This is a genomic window from Microbacterium sp. 3J1 (assembly GCF_001049495.1).
In the GTDB taxonomy this organism is placed as follows: Bacteria; Actinomycetota; Actinomycetes; order Actinomycetales; family Microbacteriaceae; genus Microbacterium.
Map to the genome: position 1 here is coordinate 297,167 of NZ_CDWI01000008.1, position 16,979 is coordinate 314,145.

Sequence of the window (16,979 nt, forward strand, 5' to 3'; positions counted from 1 at the left end):
AGTCGTCGACGCGAAGCGGTGGTCGATCGGACTAGTCGTCCGCCCTGGCGTCGGCATCGCCGGCACCCTCGCCCTCGTCGGCGTCGTCCTCTGCGTCGTCCACCGGGCCGCTGAGAATGAGGATGCGCCGTAGGTGCATCGCGGCCAGGACCCCCGGCCCCATGGAGCGGCGCGCGTCGATCGTGCGGTCGTCGACCTTCTCGAGCAGCAGACGGATCGCCCGGGCCGCCTCGCCGCGGGTGCGGTGCGCCTCGGCGGAGTCGTCGTCGCCCTGGGCGATGACGTCGGCGACGGCGTGGCAGGCCGCCGAGAGGGGCTCGGGCAGGGCGGGGTCGAGCGCCAGTGCCCCCGGTCGCTCCCAGATCGTGTCGGCCGTGGCATCAGAGATGTCACGGATCAGATGCGCGATGCGATCGAGACGCTCGAGCTCCTCGTGGATGTGCTGCGTCTCGCCCCGGCGTCCTCGTGCCCGGGGGTTGGCCCGCCGGCTGTCGTCGGCTTCGGACAAGGTCGAGCGCAACGACCCGGTCGTGGCGGCGAGGGATGCGGCATCCTCGGCCCACTGCTCGTGCTCGGGCGGCCACGACTCCGTCACCGCGTACCCGATCGCATGCAGGTGGTCGCCCAGCTGCTCGCGGAAGGCATCGACGCGGGCAGCGGCGACGAGAGTGAGGGGAGCGGGCGCGATCACCACGTTGACGAGGAGTCCGATGACGACGCCCACGGCCATCTGGGCCAGGTAGCCGAGCGAGTACTCGTCGGCGTTCTGGCCGCCGATGATGAGCACGAACAGCGCGGCCATCGGCACGTACTCGCGTCCGTCGCCGAACCAGCCGGTGCCCGACACGAGCACGCCCAGGCCCACGACGACGGGGATCGACCACCAGGTGGGTCCCACGGTGAGCACGATGATGGTGGCGAGGGCGATGCCGGTGGCGAGCCCGAGGAGCGTCTGCAGACCAGACCTCAGCGAGCCCATCAGCGTCGGGTACATGCTCACGAGAGCGCCCAGCGGAGCGTAGTAGGGGTACTCGTCGGCCACGCCGGGCATGTGCGGCGCGATCGTCCACGCGAGGCCCACGGCGAGCGCGGTCTTCGCGACGAGCAGCAGCCGGGCGGGACGGACGGCGTCGACGGCGGAGCGCACGATCGCCGGTCGGCGCTCGCGGATCCGCGTGCGGATGTTCGTCACGGCATCCTCTCTCTGTCGGTCGCCTCCCCTGGGGCGAGGCTAGCCCGCCCGCCTCCGTTCGGCACTCAGGGTTGCGCGGAGGCATCCGATCTGCAGCGCGCCGCACCCCGGCCGGGGCGGAGACCGACCCGGCCGGGGTGACAGGAGTGCCGACTAGGGAGTCACCCTGCGGAAGGCGAGGAACGAGACGATGCTCAGCACCGCCGCGCCCACAAGACCCCACAGCGCCAGCCCCAGCGCGCCGAGGTCTCCGATGCCCTGCCAGACCTGGAGCCAGAGTTCGAGCCTGGTCGCGAGGAACACGAGCCCGAGGAGCACCAGCGCCAGGCCGACGCCCACGACCGTGAGGACGGTCGGTCCCCAGCTCTTGTAGATCGTGGCGCCGGTGAACCCGATCAGGAACAGCAGCAGTGCCAGCGTGAAGTAGACGGTGAAGGCTCCGAGCGGTCCTGCCTCCCACAGCCACGGCAGGTAGAAGACGTACCCGTTGACGCCGTATCCGTCGGTCAGGGTCTCGATGCCGCCCCCGATCAGGAAGATGATGCCGAGGAACGCGCTGCCGAGGACGGCCGTGATGAGCGTCCCGACGAAGAAGTCCCGCCGGGTGATGCTCATCGCCTGCGAGAACGGGAAGGTGTAGGTCATCGCGCCCATGCCGATCGCGAAGAAGTACCAGAGCGGAGCCTGTCCGCCGCCGCCGTACTTGGGGGTGTCCACCGGGATCATCGCGTAGATGAGCACCGAGATGACGACGGCCGACCCGAGGATGATCAGCGGCACCCAGATGAAGGTTTGCCGGTTGATCAGCTGCAGGCGGATGACGTTCAGTGTGCGTCGCATCAGCGGACCTCCTCGTTCGCGACGGAATCTCTCGTGGGGGACTGCGCCTCCGCCTTCTGCGTGAGGCGCACGACCAGCTGCTGCAGCGACACGGGTGCGAGGTCGAGACCGGATGCCGTGACCTCGGCGCGCTCGTCCGAGGAGAGCGCACCGAGCACCGTGACCGACGCCACGCGCCCGAGCGCCTCGCGGTGCAGCACCTCGCGGCCGAAGGCCCACGCGTCGACCTTCGCCGCGTCGCCGACGACCGTGACGGCGCGGTCGCGCACGGCATCCGTGTCCTCGTTCAGAAGGATCCGGCCGTTGTCGATCACGACGACCTTCTCGATGAGGTTGGAGACCTCGTCGATGAGGTGCGACGACAGCACGATCGTGCGCGGGTGCTCGGCGTAGTCACCGAGCAGGCGGTCGTAGAAGATCTGCCGCGCGACGGCATCCAGGCCCAGGTAGGGCTCGTCGAAGAAGGTGAGGTCGGCGCGCGAGGCGAGCCCGATGATCACGCCGACGGCCGAGAGCTGACCACGGGACAGCTTCTTGATCGTCTGCTTCATCGGCAGCTGGAACTCCTCGATGAGCTCCTCGGCGAACGCCTGGTCCCAGTTCTCGAAGAACAGGCTCGCCGCCTTGAAGGCGTGACGCGGGTACGCGTCGTCCGGGTACTTCTGGCTCTCGCGGACGAAGCAGATCCGGTTCAGCACCCGCGTGTTCTCGTACGGATGCTCGCCGAAGACCCGCACGGTGCCGGAGGTCTCGAAGTTCTGCGCCGTGAGGATCGACATGAGGGTCGTCTTGCCGGCGCCGTTGCGGCCGAGGAGGCCGTAGATGGATCCTCCGTCGAGGGTCAGCGACACGTTGTCGAGCGCGCGCTTGTCCTTGTATCGCTTGGTGAGGTTCTGCACCTCGATGACGGCGGTCATGCGGGGTTCTTCCCTTCTGTGCGGGCGGCGCCATCGAGCGCCGGGTGAGTCTGGGCCGCGCGCTCACGGAGCAGCGCAGCGAGGTCTTCAGCGCCGAGCCCCAGAGTTCGGGCCTCGGTGAGGAGCGGGTCGATGTAGCGGTCGGCGAACGCGGCGCGGCGCTCGCCGAGGACGATGTCACGTGCGCCGGAGGCGACGAACATGCCGATGCCGCGACGCTTGTACAGCACTCCCTTGTCGGTGAGCATGGCGACTCCCTTCGCTGCCGTGGCGGGGTTGATCCGGTAGAAGCCGGCCAGCTCGTTCGTCGAAGGCGCCTGGGTCTCCTCCTCGAGCGAGCCGTCGATGATCGAGTCCTCGATCTGCTCGGCGATCTGGAGGAAGAGCGGCTTGCCTTCTTCGATCACGGGTCCTCCGCCTGGTTGGTGGGTTAGTTACTAGACTAGGTAACCACCGAACCTGCGGAGTGTCAAGGGTGAGGCGCGCGGAGCGCCGGCAAGGCGATTCAGCCGCGGAGGTCCCGGGCGCGGAGCGCCAGAGCCGAGCCCACGGCGAGCGCGACCGCGAGTCCCCACGTGAGCGCGAGGCCACCGGCGTCCACGCCTTCGGCCAGCGGCGACTGCCGGTACACCCACGCGTACGGCGACAGTGCGTTGAGCCAGTCGAGGTCGTCGGACTGCTTCGCGAGCGCCTGCAGGACGTATCCGACCACGGCGATGCCGGCGCCGACGCCGGTCGCCCAGATGCGGCGACCCGTCGCCGCCCCGGCGAACAAGGCGGCGGATGCCGTCAGGAACGCCAGACCGACCAGGGCCGCGCTCGCCCCGACGATGCGCCAGCCCTCGAGGTCGAGCTCCGCGGGACCGTTCAGCGTCCAGACCACCGCACCGGAGAAGGCTCCCAGCCACAGCAGGCGCACCAGCACCGCCAGCGCCGACTCCAGCGCGTACTGCCCACGTCCGATGCCGTGCGCGAGGTCGAGCTCGGCGCGACCGCTCTCCTCGGCTCCCGCGAGGGCGGCGGATCCCCAGACGACAGCGGCGATCGTCAGGAGCAGGAACCCCATCAGGCCGTAGAAGGTGCTCTGCGCGTAGCCGGCTCCACTGGAGAGCTGGTCGTAGCCCATCGTCTGGACGAGCTCCTTCGGCAGCGCCGAGATCATGTCCTCGAGCTGCCCGTCGCCGCCGAGACTCGGGTACAGCGGCAGATACAGGAACAGGACGGCCGAGAGTCCCAGCGTCCACCCGACGGCACCCCGCCACGACTCGCGCATGCTGCGCCGGAACACCGGCAGGATGCGGTTCATCGCCGTTCCCTCCGCTCGCGGCGCGATCGTCGGGTGGGCGGCATGTCGACATCCGGCCGGTCGCGGTGCGTTGCACCCATGCCCGTTCCCGCGGCGTCGCCGTACAGGCGGAGCACGGATTCCTCGAGATCGGGCTCCTCGACGCTCAGGTCGCGCACCTCGAACGCCGCCAGCGCCTTCACGAACGGATCGATCGCTCCGTCGACGGTGCCGGTCAGGGCGAGGATGCCGTCGCTCTCGCTCAGCCCGACGCCGGTGAGCCCCGGAATGCGCTCGAGACCGGCGCGCGCGGCCGCCACATCGGGCGTCGCGATCTCGGCGCGCACCCGACGGATCGAGCCCAGACGCAGCGAGGCCACGTCGCCGTCGGCGACCACACGTCCGTTCGCAAGCACCGCCACCTCATCGGCCGTCTGCTGGATCTCGCTGAGCACATGCGAGCTGAGAAGCACCGCCTGTCCGTTCTCCCGCGCCTCGCGCACCATCTGGAGGAACTCCCGCTGCACCAGCGGGTCGAGGCCGCTGGTCGGTTCGTCGAGGATCAGGAGCTCGGGCTCGTGCATGAAGGCCTGGATGAGTCCGACCTTCTGCTTGTTGCCCCTCGACAGCGTGCGCACGGGGCGGTCGAGGTCGACGCCGAGCCGATCGGCGAGGTCCCGCGCGGTGCGCAGGGTCGCGGCCACGTCACGGGATCCCGACACCTCGGCGTAGAACGACAGCATCCGATGGCCGCTCGCGCGCCCCTCGAGGTGCAGCTCGCCGGGTACGTAGCCGATTCGTCGGCGGAGGGCGACTCCGCCGTGGCGAGGTTCCTCGCCGAGCACGCGCACCGCCCCGGATGTCGGACGGATGATGTCGAGCAGAGTGCGCAGAGTGGTGGTCTTGCCGGCGCCGTTGGGCCCGATGAGACCGAACACCGTGCCGGTGCGCACCGTCAGATCGAGCTCCTGCAGGGCGACGCGGTCGCCGTAGCGCTTGTGCAGGCGCTCGATGCCGATGACCTCGCTCATGATGCAGCTCCTTCTGCCGGGGGTTCCGTCGAGCTCTCGCCGATCGCCTCGCGTGTGCCGTCGAGCAGTGTCGTCGTCGAGTAGATGCCGTGGGTGAGCAGCTCCATGGTCGGCAGCGTCATGCGCAGGAGTCCGGCCGGGCTCAGTTGATCGGTGCCGAGTGCACGGGCGATCTGCGCGCGCATCACCAGCGGGCCGAGGCCGATGAGCGCCACGAGCACGGTCGTCATCTCGGGGTCGCTCATCGGCTCGAGCAGGCCCGCCTTGCGCTGCTCATCGAGGACGGCCCTGGTGCCGTGGAGGATGCTGTCGAAGAGCCGGTCGGCGGCGGGCGATCCGTCGACGACCATGCGCGCGAGGTAGTCGATATAGGGGCCGTAGCGCTCGAGGTCGTGCATCGCGGCCTGGATCCTGTCGCGGGTCGGAGCGGCGATGACGTCGTGGTCCTCGTCGATGAAGACGCCGACGACATGGTCGTCGCACGCGGCGCGCAGCGCGTTCTTGTCTCCGAAATGATGCACGATCAGGGCCGCGCTGACTCCGGCGTCCCGTGCGATGGTGCGCAGGCTCGTGCCGTCGTACCCGTCCCGCGCGAACGCGGCGATGGCGGCGTCGCGGATGCGGGCGCGAGCGGTGAGATCGTCGGTGGCTGAACGCATGTACAGCATGCTAAACAAGCGTTCAGTGCACGTCAAGAGGCCCCGCTCGTAGGCTGGGGCGGTGGACTTCCCCTTCAGCCGCCTGCGCCGCCGGCCCGACGTCGAGGCCGACAATCTGCAGGCGCATGACGCGACCGACGTGCTTCTCGTCGACCGGGTGCTGTCGCTGGGCCCCGTGGGCGCCGAGATCGCGGTGATCGGCGACGACTACGGAGCGATCACGCTGGCCCTGACCGCGGCCGGGTTCGACGGCATCCGGGTGCATCAGGACCTCGCGACGGGCCGCCGCGCACTCGCGCGCAACGCCGACGAGCTCGGGCTCGCGGGATTCGCGGCCCACGAACTCGACGCCTCCCTGTTGAGCGGCGCGCGCCTCGTGCTGCTGCAGCTGCCGAAGTCGCTCGCCGAGCTCGAGGAGATCGCCGATGCGGTCGCGCGCTGGGCTGCGCGCGACGTCGTGCTCGTCGCGGGCGGCCGTGTGAAGCACATGACGGTCGCGCAGAACGAGGTGCTCGGGCGGAGCTTCGAGCACGTGCAGGCCGAACGGGCCGAGCGGAAGTCGCGTCTGGTGGTGGCGACCGAGCCGAAGGAAGTCCCGGTCGAACCGCCTTTCCCGGTGCGGGCCGACCATGACGGGCTGACCCTTGTCGCGCACGGCGGCGCCTTCGCGGGCGCCCGCCTCGACATCGGCACGCGGGTGCTGCTCGACGTGCTGGCACTCGGCCCTTCGCGACTCCGGACGGACGCACCGGGATCGGCCGGAAACCCCTCGGACGGACCGGCCGACGCGCATCCGTCCGGAGCCACGGACGGTGCGGGGACGAGCGCTGCCCCGATCGTCGTCGACCTCGGCTGCGGGACGGGTGCGCTCGCCGTGTCGTACGCGCTCGCGCACCCCGACGCCCGGGTCAGCGCGACGGATCGATCGGCCGCCGCCGTCGCATCCGCCCGTGCGACTGCCGTCGCGAACGGAGTGGCCGATCGCGTCACCGTCACCCACGACGACGCCGGTTCCGCACTGCCCGACGCCGGTGCCGATATCGTGCTGCTCAACCCGCCGTTCCACCTCGGCACCAGCGTCCACACCGGCGCGGCGACCCGTCTGTTCGACGCCGCCGCACGTCTCCTTCGGCCCGGCGGCGAGCTGTTCACGGTGTACAACTCGTCTCTGGGGTACCGCGCCGAGCTCACCCGCCTCGTCGGCGCCACCGAGCAGCTGCACCGCACTGCGAAGTTCACGGTGACGCGCAGCATCCGCCGCTGAGTGACGTGCGCTTCGCAAGGCCGTATGCGCCTCGGAAGGCCGGATTCCCGGCATCCGGCCTCCGCAGGCGCACATCGCCGCGCGAGGCGCCCGCAGGCCGCCCCGAACCCGCGCCACGCCCGACCGCGAACGCGCGTCCGAAACCCGCGCAACCCCCGGTCAGCCCGAGAAACTGAACACGGATCGAAATGACGGATTTGCCCCTGACCGGCCATTTCGTTACGTTGGATGCCGGGCCTGACGGTCCGAAGACCAGTCCGCGGTCACGTCCTTCTTTCGATGAGCTGTGCTGCGAAGAGGCGTGGACGTACGGTCGATGTTCTCTGCTGCGGATCCGAAATCCGCTGCCCGCGCCGCCACAGCAACCCGACGAAACGGCCCTGTGAACATCACCCGGGCGTAACCGAAGCAGGCTCAGCCGCAGAGGCGAGCCGCAGGGGAAACGTGTCCGAAATCGCACTTGAAGCGCGCCAACTTTTCAAGGTGTTCGGGAAGAATCCGAACCAGGCAGTCCGTCGGCTGAAGGCCGGCGAGAGCCGCACAGCCCTCGCAGATGCAGGTACCGCAGCGGTGATCGACGCGAGCTTCACCGTGAACCGCGGCGAGATCTTCGTCATCATGGGGCTCTCCGGCTCCGGCAAGTCGACGATCATCCGCATGCTCAACGGCCTCCACGAGGCGACGGACGGATCGGTCGTCGTCAACGGCGACCCGATCACCGGCATCCCCGCGGGTCGGCTGCGCGAGATCCGCCGCGACCGGATCTCGATGGTCTTCCAGCACTTCGCGCTGCTGCCGCACCGCACGGTCGCCGCCAACGTGGCGTATCCGCTCGAGCTCAAAGGCGTCGGCAAGGCCGAGCGTCTGGCGAAGGCCCAGGAGATCCTCGACCTCGTCGGTCTGGTCGGTCAAGGCGACAAGCTCCCCTCCGAGCTGTCCGGCGGCATGCAGCAGCGTGTCGGGATCGCCCGCGCGCTCGCCGCCGACACCGACATCCTGCTCATGGACGAGGCGTTCAGCGCCCTCGACCCCCTGATCCGCCGCGAGATGCAGGAGCAGCTGCTCGAGCTGCAGGAGAAGTTCCAGAAGACCATCGTGTTCATCACCCACGACCTCAACGAGGCGATGTTCCTCGGCGACCGGATCGCCGTGATGCGTGACGGCCGCATCGTGCAGATCGGCACGCCGGAGGACATCCTCACCGACCCGGCCAACGACTACGTCGAGCAGTTCGTGCAGGACGTCGACCGCGCCAGGGTGCTCACCGCCGGCAACGTCATGGAGCGTCCGCGCCCCGTCGTCGCCGACACCGCGGGCCCGCGCACGGCGCTGCGCCAGATGCGGGATGCCTTCATGTCGGCGACCTACGTCGTCGCCCGAGACCGCCGACTGCTCGGCATCGTCACCGACCGGGATGCCGTCAAGCTCGTCCGCAAGGGCGCGACCACCCTCGACTCGATCCTCAAGCCGGTGCCGCAGAGCGTCAGTGAGGACGAGGTGCTCATGAACCTGTTCGTGCCGTCCGTCGAGTCGCCGCTGCCGCTGGCCGTGGTGGATGCTGCGGGCCGCCTGACCGGCGTGATCCCGCGCATCACCCTGCTCGCCGCCCTGGGCCCCGGCCCGAGCGCGACCGGTGAGCTCACCCTTCCGCTGCTGCCGATGCCGCAGGCCGAGATCGACGCCGTGCTCGACGACGGGTGGACCGCCGACCCGGCGGACGCCGCGACGGCAGGGGAGGTGCGCTGATGGACGGTTTCCGCCTTCCCCTCGGCACGTGGGTCGCATCCGGAGTCGACTGGATCAAGACGAACCTCGACGGCTTCCTCGACGTCATCTCGCTCGTGGTCACGTCGCTCGTCGACGGCCTCACGTTCCTGCTGCTGCTGCCGTACTTCTACGTCGTCATCGTGATCGCCGCGCTCATCGCGTGGGTCGTGCGCTCATGGCAGCTCGCGATCGGCACGCTCGTGTCGTTCACGCTGATCGTCGCGATGGGGCTCTGGGTCCCCGCGATGCAGACGCTCGCGCTCGTGCTCGTCGCGGCCCTCGTCGCCGTGCTCATCGCGATCCCCCTCGGCATCTGGTCGGCGCGCAACGCCACCGTGCGTGCGGTGCTGAAGCCGGTGCTCGACTTCATGCAGACCATGCCGGCGTTCGTCTACCTGATCCCCGCGATCGTGTTCTTCAGCATCGGCGTCGTCCCGGGGCTCGTCGCCACGGTGATCTTCGCGCTGCCTCCGGGTGTGCGTCTCACCGAGCTCGGCATCCGCGGAGTCGACTCCGAGACCGTCGAGGCGGGTCAGGCCTTCGGCGCCAAGCCGGGTCAGATCCTGCGGGGCATCCAGCTTCCGCTCGCGATGCCGACGATCCTCGCCGGCGTCAACCAGGTCATCATGCTCGCGCTCTCCATGGCGGTCATCGCCGGCATGGCGGGCGCCGACGGCCTCGGCAAGATGGTCGTCGAGGCGATCTCCACCGTGAACATCGCGAAGGGCGTCGAAGCCGGACTCGGCGTCGTGCTGATCGCGGTCTTCCTCGACCGGGTCACCGCCGCGCTGGGAACGCTCGGACGCAACCCCGGGTCCCTGCTCGCGGTGCTCGCTCACCGCCGCGCGGCCCAGCGGGCTGCGGCGACGACGGCCGCCGCACCGGCGGCATCCAGCCCCATGGCACCGACGCCCGCCGAAGAGAAGGAGCTGCAGAATGCGTAAGCGCAGGATCATCACCATCGCGGCGCTCGGCGCCGCAGCATCCCTCACCCTCGCCGGATGCGCGAGCGACGGCGCCGGCGGCACGACCGAGTTCGGCGGCGGCTCCGGCGCGAGCGGCGGCGGAGACAAGGGCACGATCACCCTCGGGTTCCTGCCCTCGTGGACCGACGGACTCAGCACGGCGTACCTGCTGCAGGACCAGCTCGAGAAGATCGGCTACTCCGTCGAGATGCAGACGCTCACCGAGGCGGGCCCGCTGTACACGGGCCTCGCGCAGGGCGACGTCGACGTGTTCCCGTCGGCCTGGCCCGAGATCACGCACGCCGAGTACATGGCGACGTACGGCGACTCGATCGAGGATCTCGGCACCTACTACGACAACGCCAAGCTGACGATCGCGGTGCCCGAGTACACGGACATCGACTCGATCGACGAGCTCGCCGCGGCATCCGATCGGTTCGACGGCAAGATCTACGGGATCGAGCCGGGCGCCGGTCTGACCGGACAGACGCAGAAGATGATGCCGGAGTACGGCCTCGACTCGTCGTACGAGCTGGTCACCTCCTCGACCGCCGCCATGCTCACCGAGCTCAAGGCCGCGACCGAGAAGCAGGAGGATATCGTCGTGACGCTGTGGCGTCCGTTCTGGGCCAACGACGCCTTCCCCGTGAAGGACCTCGAAGACCCGAAGGGCGCGATGGGCGAGGCCGAGGGTCTGCACTTCCTCGGCACCGAGGGCTTCTCCGAGGAGTACCCCGAGGCGGCGGAGCTGATCTCGCAGATCATGCTCGACGACGCGCAGTACGGCTCGCTCGAGGACCTGGTCGTGAACGAGTACGGCGAGGGCCGCGAGGCCGAGGCCGTGGATGCCTGGCTCGACGAGCACGGCAGCGAGTTCGACTGGGTCGTCAGCTGATCTGAATCACGAGCCCGCCCCGCGTGGCCCCGCGTCGGGCGGACTTCACCCCGATGGGCGGAGGATCTGTCACAGAACCTCCGCCCATCGCCGTGTTCTCCGCCGGTGAGGGTGTCCGCCGACGGGCGCAACCCCCTCCTCGCGCCCCGTCGCCCGTCGTAGCCTGACCGCGTGGACGGGTTCGCGGCGGTCGACTTCGGGTTCGCCCGCGAGGTCCTGCAGAGGGGCATCGCGGCGCTGTACCTCGTCGCGTTCGTCTCGACGCTGAACCAGTTCCGGCCACTCCTCGGTGAGCGGGGCCTGCTTCCCGCGCCCGCGCTGCTCGACTGGATCGGCGAGAAGAAGGAACGACGGCGGATGCTGCATCCGAGCCTCTTCCTCCGCGTCCGATACACCGATCGGCGTCTCGTCGCCCTGTGCGCGGCGGGGATCGCGGTCGCCGCGCTGCTCGTCATCGGCATCCCGCAGCTCGCCCCGCCGTGGGTGCCGATGCTCTGCTTCCTGGCGCTGTGGCTGGGCTACATGTCGATCGTCAGCATCGGTCAGACGTTCTACTCCTTCGGCTGGGAGATGCTGCTGCTCGAGGCCGGATTCCTCGCGGCCTTCCTCGGCTCGAACGACCAGCCGCCACCCACGGTCGTGATCGTGCTGTTCTGGTGGCTGCTGTTCCGCCTGGAGTTCGGCGCAGGGATGATCAAGATCCGCGGCGGACGCGAGTGGCGCGACCTCACCGCCCTGACCTACCACCACGAGACGCAGCCGATGCCGGGGCCGCTCAGCCGGCAGGCGCATCTGCTGCCGCGGTGGTTCCACAAGGCCGAGGTCGTGGGCAATCACTTCGCGCAGCTCGTGGTGCCGTTCTTCCTGTTCGCGCCGCTGCTGTCGCTCTGGGTGCCCGGGCCGGTGCCCCAGATGATCGGAGCCGTCGCCGCGGCGATCGTGATCGCGACCCAGGCGTGGCTCGTCGCGACGGGCAACTTCGCCTGGCTGAACTGGGCGACGATCGTGATCGGGTTCTCGGCGATCGGGCTCCCGGGGATCGGATCGGACGTGCAACGGTCGGATGCCGGGCCGCCGTGGCCCGGCATCCCGCTGTACTGGTTCGTGCTCACGGCGGCGGTCGGTCTGCTGTACGTCGTGCTGAGCTGGCCGGCGCTGCGCAATCTGTTCGCGCGGCGGCAGCTGATGAACGCGAGCTTCAACCGGTGGCAGCTCGGCAACGCCTACGGCGCGTTCGGAACCGTCACGAAGGAGCGCATCGAGATCGTCGTCGAGGGGTCGCTCGAGGACGACGGGCTGCTGTGGCGCGAGTACGAGTTCAAGGGCAAACCGGGCGACATCACCCGGATCCCGCGGCAGTTCGCGCCGTACCATCTGCGGCTCGACTGGCTCATGTGGTTCCTGCCGCTGGGGCGCTCGCTCGACGACTGGTTCACGGTGTTCCTGATCAGGCTGCTCGAGGCGGATGCTCCGACCCTCGCCCTGCTGCGGCTCGATCCGTTCGACGGCGAGCGGCCGCGGTGGGTGCGCGCGGTCACCTACCGCTACCGATTCGCGACGCGGGCCGAGCGGCGCGCTCACGGAGTGAGGTGGATGCGGACGCGTCAGCGCGTCGTGCTCGGACCCGTCGGATTGCGGTAGCCCGGGCGGGGTGCCGTGGCTTGCGGGGGCCGTCGGGCGGTCGTGGGCGGGGGGCCGTCGTGGCGTCGTGCCACCCGTCGGGCGGAGTTCTCCTTGTCGGGCGGACTTTTCGCTCAGGATTCTCCGCCCCACGCGGGGTTCTCCGCCCCACCAGGTGGGTGGGATCGGGATGGGTGAGCCGCCGGGCGAGACCGAGGCATCGGCGCCACCCCGTCGGGCGGAGTTCTCCCTGTCGGGCGGACTTTTCGCTCAGGATTCTCCGCCCGACGCGGGGTTCTCCGCCGAACAGGTGGGTGGGTCGGGGCGGGTGTGTCGTCCGGTGGGCAGCGGGGCCGCGGCCTCGGCGCCACCCTGTCGGGCGGAATTCTCCCCGTGGGGCGGACCTTCCGCGCCGGATTCTCCGCCCCACGCGGGGTTCTCCGCCCGACAAGGAGGTGGGGTCAAGGCGGGTCAGGCCGACGATCCACCCCGCCGAGCGCGGCGAAACGCCCCGGCCGGGCGCGAGGCCCGGACGGAGCGTTCCGTCTCACTGCGAGCGGTCAACTGATCTTCTTCCGGTAGGTCATGATCGCGAGCACGTAGGCCACGACCAGGATGCCGATGCACCAGGCGAGGGCGACCCAGATGTCGTCGCCGACGGGCTGCTCGGCGAACAGCGCCTGGATCGTGTTCACGATCGACGTGACCGGCTGGTTCTCGGCGAACCACTGCACCGGACCCGGCATCGTGTCGGTGGGCACGAACGCCGAGCTGATGAACGGCAGGAAGATGAGCGGGTACGAGAACGCGCTCGCTCCATCGACCGTCTTGGCGCTGAGTCCGGCGATGATCGCCAGCCAGGTCAGTGCCAGGGTGAACAGCAGCAGGATGCCGATGACACCGAGCCAGGCGAGCGGACTCGCCCCGGTGCGGAACCCCATCAGGAACCCGACCGCGAAGATGATCGCGAGGGTGATGATGTTCGCGACGAGGGACGTGAGCACGTGCGCCCACAGCACGCTCGATCGGGCGATCGGCATGGAGTGGAACCGCTCGAAGATGCCGCTCTGCATGTCCATGAACAGTCGGAACGCGGTGTAGGCGATGCCCGACGCGATCGCGATCAGCAGGATGCCGGGGAGCAGGTAGTTCACGTAGTTGTCGACGCCGGTGCTCGGCTGGAGCGCCCCGCCGAAGACGTACACGAACAGCAGCATCAGCGCGATCGGGGTGACCGCCGTGGTGATGATGGTGTCTGCGCTGCGGAAGATGTGCCGCATCGAGCGGCCGGTGAGCGTCGCGGTGTCGGCGACGAAGTGCGTGCTCATGCTGCGGCGTCCTTTCCGGCCGAAGGGCCGATGAGGGTGAGGAAGATCTCCTCGAGAGTGGGCTGCTTCTCGACGTACTCGACCTTCGCGGCCGGCAGCAGGCGCTTGAGCTCCGCCAGGGTGCCGTTCGCGATGATCCGACCCTCATGGAGGATCGCGATGCGGTCGGCCAGCTGCTCCGCCTCATCGAGGTACTGCGTGGTGAGCAGCACGGTGGTGCCGATGTTCGCGAGCTCCTTCACGACGTCCCACACCTCGATGCGGGCTTCGGGATCGAGTCCCGTCGTGGGTTCGTCGAGGTAGATGACCTCGGGTCGGCCGACGAGGCTCATCGCGATGTCGAGCCGGCGACGCATACCGCCGGAGTACGTGCCGGCCTTGCGGCTCCCGGCATCCGTCAGCCGGAACTTCGCGAGCAGCTCGTCGGCGACCCGGCCCGCGTCGGGCAGGTGACGCAGCTTCGCGACGAGAATCAGGTTCTCGCGTCCGGTGAGGATCTCGTCGACGGCGGCGAACTGCCCGGTGAGGCTGATGGACTCTCGTACCCGCAGCGGCTCTGCGGCGACGTCGAATCCCTGGACGCTGGCTGTGCCGGCATCCGATTTCAGCAGCGTCGAGAGGATGCGGACGACCGTGGTCTTGCCTGCGCCGTTCGAGCCGAGGAGGGCGAAGATCGACCCCTTCTCGACCTCGAAGTCGACGCCGCGCAGGACATGGAGGTCCTTGTACGACTTCTCGATGCCGCGCACCGAGATGGCTGCATTGCTCATGACTCGCCCTCCTTCTTCTTCGCGTCGTCGAACGCCTTGATGAGGCGCGCGCGCTCCTTGTCGATCCACTGTCGTCCGCCGTACGCCGTGGCGTAGTTCTCGGCGAACTCGACCGGGTCGTCGCCGACGATCGCGGAGACCGGGGTGCCGTCGATCGCGGCGCGCTCCCACATGTCGGCGATGTCGAGGAACATCTTCACGATGGTGTCGCCGTCGGTGACGCCGCCGTAGTACATGTTGTAGCGCTGCTGCGCCTTCGCCATCTCGCGGTACGGCTCGGGGAGGGCGTTGATGCGGGCCTGCGCCTGCTTGTACTGCTTCTTCTCTTCGAGTGATCCGGTGATCGCTTCGATCCACTTCGCGGCCATGGTCAGTTCTCCTTGTTCGTGTGCGTCGTGCTGCGGGGGTTCAGCTGTTCGATGTGCGTCTTGAGGAAACTCCAGGTGGTCCAGAAGTCCTCGAGTTCCTGCGTGCCCTGCGCGTTCAGGGTGTACACCTTGCGGGGCGGTCCCTTCTCACTCGGCACCTTCTCGACGTCGACCAGGTTCTTCTGCTCGATGCGTACGAGGAGGGCATAGACGGTGCCCTCGGCGGTGTCGGTGAACCCGTGATCCCGCAGTCGTGTGGTGATCTCGTATCCGTAGGCCGGCTGCTCGGCGAGGAGGGCCAGAACGATGCCCTCCAGAGTGCCCTTGAGCATCTCGGTCATCTGCTTGCCCATCAGGTCCTCCTTTCCTTCTCTGTCGAGTACTCAGTGTTGCTGGGTACCGGTACAAAGTAACACCGAGTACCGGTACTTAGCAACACCGAATACTGAAGCTTCTCGGAGGGGGTGCGTGCAGGATTCAGCACGGATGCGGCGGGGACGGCTCAGAAGCCGCAGATCAGCCCGATCCGGCCCGTTCTTGCTGAATCGTGCACGCCGCCGGCGCCGCCGCTGCGCCGGCGCGCGCGCCGATCAGCTGCGGAGGTAGGCGAGAACGGCGAGCACGCGCCGGTGCCCGACCGCCGTCACTGATGTCGGGGCGTCGTCACTCCGGTCGGCGTGCAGCCCTCGACCCGGCATGCGGCGCCCGCCGCCACGGTGCCCGCCGCCACGGCGCCCGCCGCCACGGTGCCCGCCGCCACGGTGCGGTGAGCCGCGCCCAGAGGGTCGGCGGGCTCTCCGCTGCGGGCGCGGTCGGCACGGCCACGGCGAACTGCACGAACTCCTCGGCGCCGTGGTGCACCACCCGGTACAGCGCGGTGCCGATCAGCACGCCGAGGGCGATCGACATGATCGAGGTGAGCGCGGCCGCGAAGTCCGCGAGTCCGTTGTCGGTCGCGAACGCCTCGGTCAGGCCCACCAGCCCCGCCGCGCCGGGCACCAGCAGCCAGAACGCCGGGAGGAAGGTGAGTTGCGACGGGGCACCGTGGCGCAGCCCGGCGATCCAGAACACGACGGGCGTGACGGCGACGGCGCCCACGAAGCCGCCGATCGTGGGGTCGATGAACTCGGTTCCCACCCATTGGCCCGCATAGGCGACCACCAGCGCGAGCAGCACCCACCCGAACGTCGACGCCGGCGCGGAGAAGTGCAGGTAGTTCCCGAGCGCGAACACGAGGATGCCGAGCAGGCCGACCCACCAGGGAAGGAAGGACGAGGGGGCGAGCGGCTCGTACGAGCGCGAATCGACGCCCACGGTGGCGCCGGCGGCGAGGATTCCGAAGGCCAGCAGCGCGAGTTGCACGAAGCCGTAGATCAGGCGCGCGGCGCCCGAGATCATCTGCCCCGCCGCGAGCTCGACCGTGGCCGTGGTGAGCACGCCGCCCGGGAGGAACGTCACGAGAGGCGCGATGAGCAGTCGGATGGGGTCGCCGATCTCGATGACCTCGGCGAGCAGGAAGACCGAGGCCGCGCAGACGAACGCCGCGGCGATCGGCAGGATCAGCTGCAGCGTGGGGGATCGCACGAGCTTCAACAGCCCGATGCCGAATCCCAGGCCGAACGCGACGATCGCGCCCTGCCAGGTCGGAGCCAGCAGCAGGGCGAGCCCGGTGGTGAGCACCGCGTGTCCGAAGGTGCGGGTGAGCCAGCCGAGGCGGGGGCGCATCGCGCCGATCTCGTTCAGCCGTCGGATGCCGTCGAGCGGCGAGATCGACGCCGTGCGCGCCTGGGCGACGAGCTCGTACAGCGCGGCGATCTGGTCGAAGCGGAACGAGGCGTTCGTGGCCGAGCGGATCGCCACTCGTGCTTCGTCGGACTCGCCGGTCTCGACGAGGATGATCGTCGGCAGCACGACGAAGTCCGTGTCGCGGCCCCCGTAGGCCTCGACGACGTCGGTCATCGTGTCGCGGATGCGGTCGACCGACTCCGCCGACGCGTTCATGCCCTGCGCGAGTCCGAGCAGGAACCGGCGCAGGGCCGAACGGTCGAGGTCATCCGTCACGTCAGCCACGCCCAGGT

Annotated in this window: 17 protein-coding genes; 5 read left to right on the top strand and 12 right to left on the bottom strand. The window is 69.3% G+C overall.

Translation table 11 applies throughout. From position 1 onward, the window contains the following. Positions 1-31: 31 nt before the first annotated feature. From BN2660_RS06420 to BN2660_RS06450, 7 genes are all read right to left on the bottom strand, one after another. Complete coding sequence (locus BN2660_RS06420) at positions 32-1,192, bottom strand: FUSC family protein (protein ID WP_091228751.1); 1,161 nt, start codon at positions 1,190-1,192, stop codon at positions 32-34. Positions 1,193-1,345: 153 nt separating this feature from the next. After that, positions 1,346-2,032, bottom strand: a complete 687-nt coding sequence (locus BN2660_RS06425; RefSeq protein ID WP_091228754.1) for a hypothetical protein — start codon at positions 2,030-2,032, stop codon at positions 1,346-1,348. Continuing rightward, positions 2,032-2,949 (bottom strand): ABC transporter ATP-binding protein, encoded by a 918-nt coding sequence (locus BN2660_RS06430; RefSeq protein ID WP_091228758.1) that lies wholly within the window; start codon positions 2,947-2,949, stop codon positions 2,032-2,034. Before BN2660_RS06430 ends, BN2660_RS06425 begins: the two co-directional genes overlap by 1 nt. After that, complete coding sequence (locus BN2660_RS06435; RefSeq protein ID WP_091228761.1) at positions 2,946-3,356, bottom strand: GntR family transcriptional regulator; 411 nt, start codon at positions 3,354-3,356, stop codon at positions 2,946-2,948. The genes BN2660_RS06430 and BN2660_RS06435 overlap by 4 nt, the downstream gene beginning before the upstream one ends. Before the next feature lie 98 nt (positions 3,357-3,454). After that, positions 3,455-4,255, bottom strand: coding sequence for an ABC transporter permease subunit (locus BN2660_RS06440; protein ID WP_091228765.1), 801 nt, complete (start codon positions 4,253-4,255; stop codon positions 3,455-3,457). Further along, a complete protein-coding gene (locus tag BN2660_RS06445; RefSeq protein ID WP_091228768.1) occupies positions 4,252-5,265 on the bottom strand; it encodes an ABC transporter ATP-binding protein in 1,014 nt (337 codons plus the stop codon). Before BN2660_RS06445 ends, BN2660_RS06440 begins: the two co-directional genes overlap by 4 nt. Next, entirely contained in the window at positions 5,262-5,924 is a 663-nt protein-coding gene (locus BN2660_RS06450; RefSeq protein WP_176697109.1) for a TetR/AcrR family transcriptional regulator, read from the bottom strand. Before BN2660_RS06450 ends, BN2660_RS06445 begins: the two co-directional genes overlap by 4 nt. 61 nt (positions 5,925-5,985) lie before the next feature. On the opposite strand from BN2660_RS06450, the gene BN2660_RS06455 reads away from it, so the two are divergent. The 5 genes from BN2660_RS06455 to BN2660_RS06475 all read left to right on the top strand — a co-directional run bounded on the left by BN2660_RS06455 (position 5,986) and on the right by BN2660_RS06475 (position 12,456). Next, a complete protein-coding gene (locus tag BN2660_RS06455) occupies positions 5,986-7,188 on the top strand; it encodes a class I SAM-dependent methyltransferase (RefSeq protein WP_091228775.1) in 1,203 nt (400 codons plus the stop codon). A 444-nt stretch (positions 7,189-7,632) separates the two neighbouring features. Continuing rightward, positions 7,633-8,934 (top strand): quaternary amine ABC transporter ATP-binding protein, encoded by a 1,302-nt coding sequence (locus tag BN2660_RS06460; RefSeq protein WP_091228778.1) that lies wholly within the window; start codon positions 7,633-7,635, stop codon positions 8,932-8,934. After that, complete coding sequence (locus BN2660_RS06465) at positions 8,934-9,899, top strand: ABC transporter permease (RefSeq protein WP_091228936.1); 966 nt, start codon at positions 8,934-8,936, stop codon at positions 9,897-9,899. Before BN2660_RS06460 ends, BN2660_RS06465 begins: the two co-directional genes overlap by 1 nt. Further along, a complete protein-coding gene (locus BN2660_RS06470) occupies positions 9,892-10,815 on the top strand; it encodes a glycine betaine ABC transporter substrate-binding protein (RefSeq protein ID WP_091228780.1) in 924 nt (307 codons plus the stop codon). Before BN2660_RS06465 ends, BN2660_RS06470 begins: the two co-directional genes overlap by 8 nt. Before the next feature lie 171 nt (positions 10,816-10,986). Next, a complete protein-coding gene (locus BN2660_RS06475; protein ID WP_091228783.1) occupies positions 10,987-12,456 on the top strand; it encodes a lipase maturation factor family protein in 1,470 nt (489 codons plus the stop codon). Positions 12,457-12,995: 539 nt separating this feature from the next. Here the strand turns inward: BN2660_RS06475 and BN2660_RS06480 are convergent. The 5 genes from BN2660_RS06480 to BN2660_RS06500 form a co-directional block, all read right to left on the bottom strand. Continuing rightward, complete coding sequence (locus BN2660_RS06480) at positions 12,996-13,763, bottom strand: ABC transporter permease (protein WP_091228786.1); 768 nt, start codon at positions 13,761-13,763, stop codon at positions 12,996-12,998. Then, positions 13,760-14,533, bottom strand: coding sequence for an ABC transporter ATP-binding protein (locus BN2660_RS06485; protein WP_091228789.1), 774 nt, complete (start codon positions 14,531-14,533; stop codon positions 13,760-13,762). The genes BN2660_RS06480 and BN2660_RS06485 overlap by 4 nt, the downstream gene beginning before the upstream one ends. After that, complete coding sequence (locus BN2660_RS06490; RefSeq protein WP_091228794.1) at positions 14,530-14,901, bottom strand: DUF1048 domain-containing protein; 372 nt, start codon at positions 14,899-14,901, stop codon at positions 14,530-14,532. Before BN2660_RS06490 ends, BN2660_RS06485 begins: the two co-directional genes overlap by 4 nt. 2 nt (positions 14,902-14,903) lie before the next feature. Next, on the bottom strand, positions 14,904-15,254 hold the full coding sequence (locus BN2660_RS06495; RefSeq protein ID WP_091228799.1) for a PadR family transcriptional regulator: 351 nt from the start codon (positions 15,252-15,254) through the stop codon (positions 14,904-14,906). 310 nt (positions 15,255-15,564) lie between these two features. Then, positions 15,565-16,962 carry a threonine/serine exporter family protein gene (locus BN2660_RS06500; RefSeq protein WP_141651253.1) on the bottom strand — a complete coding sequence of 466 codons (1,398 nt, stop codon included), beginning with the start codon at positions 16,960-16,962 and terminating at the stop codon, positions 15,565-15,567. Positions 16,963-16,979: the final 17 nt, after the last annotated feature.

What these genes read in the sequence shown, in the direction of transcription:
- BN2660_RS06450 (WP_176697109.1), bottom strand. Translation starts at nt 5,924, where the DNA reads ATGCGTTCAGCCACCGACGATCTCACCGCTCGCGCCCGCATCCGCGAC.
- BN2660_RS06440 (WP_091228765.1), bottom strand. Translation starts at nt 4,255, where the DNA reads ATGAACCGCATCCTGCCGGTGTTCCGGCGCAGCATGCGCGAGTCGTGG.
- BN2660_RS06445 (WP_091228768.1), bottom strand. Translation starts at nt 5,265, where the DNA reads ATGAGCGAGGTCATCGGCATCGAGCGCCTGCACAAGCGCTACGGCGAC.
- BN2660_RS06485 (WP_091228789.1), bottom strand. Translation starts at nt 14,533, where the DNA reads ATGAGCAATGCAGCCATCTCGGTGCGCGGCATCGAGAAGTCGTACAAG.
- BN2660_RS06465 (WP_091228936.1), top strand. Translation starts at nt 8,934, where the DNA reads ATGGACGGTTTCCGCCTTCCCCTCGGCACGTGGGTCGCATCCGGAGTC.
- BN2660_RS06480 (WP_091228786.1), bottom strand. Translation starts at nt 13,763, where the DNA reads ATGAGCACGCACTTCGTCGCCGACACCGCGACGCTCACCGGCCGCTCG.
- BN2660_RS06425 (WP_091228754.1), bottom strand. Translation starts at nt 2,032, where the DNA reads ATGCGACGCACACTGAACGTCATCCGCCTGCAGCTGATCAACCGGCAA.
- BN2660_RS06490 (WP_091228794.1), bottom strand. Translation starts at nt 14,901, where the DNA reads ATGGCCGCGAAGTGGATCGAAGCGATCACCGGATCACTCGAAGAGAAG.
- BN2660_RS06495 (WP_091228799.1), bottom strand. Translation starts at nt 15,254, where the DNA reads ATGGGCAAGCAGATGACCGAGATGCTCAAGGGCACTCTGGAGGGCATC.
- BN2660_RS06470 (WP_091228780.1), top strand. Translation starts at nt 9,892, where the DNA reads ATGCGTAAGCGCAGGATCATCACCATCGCGGCGCTCGGCGCCGCAGCA.
- BN2660_RS06430 (WP_091228758.1), bottom strand. Translation starts at nt 2,949, where the DNA reads ATGACCGCCGTCATCGAGGTGCAGAACCTCACCAAGCGATACAAGGAC.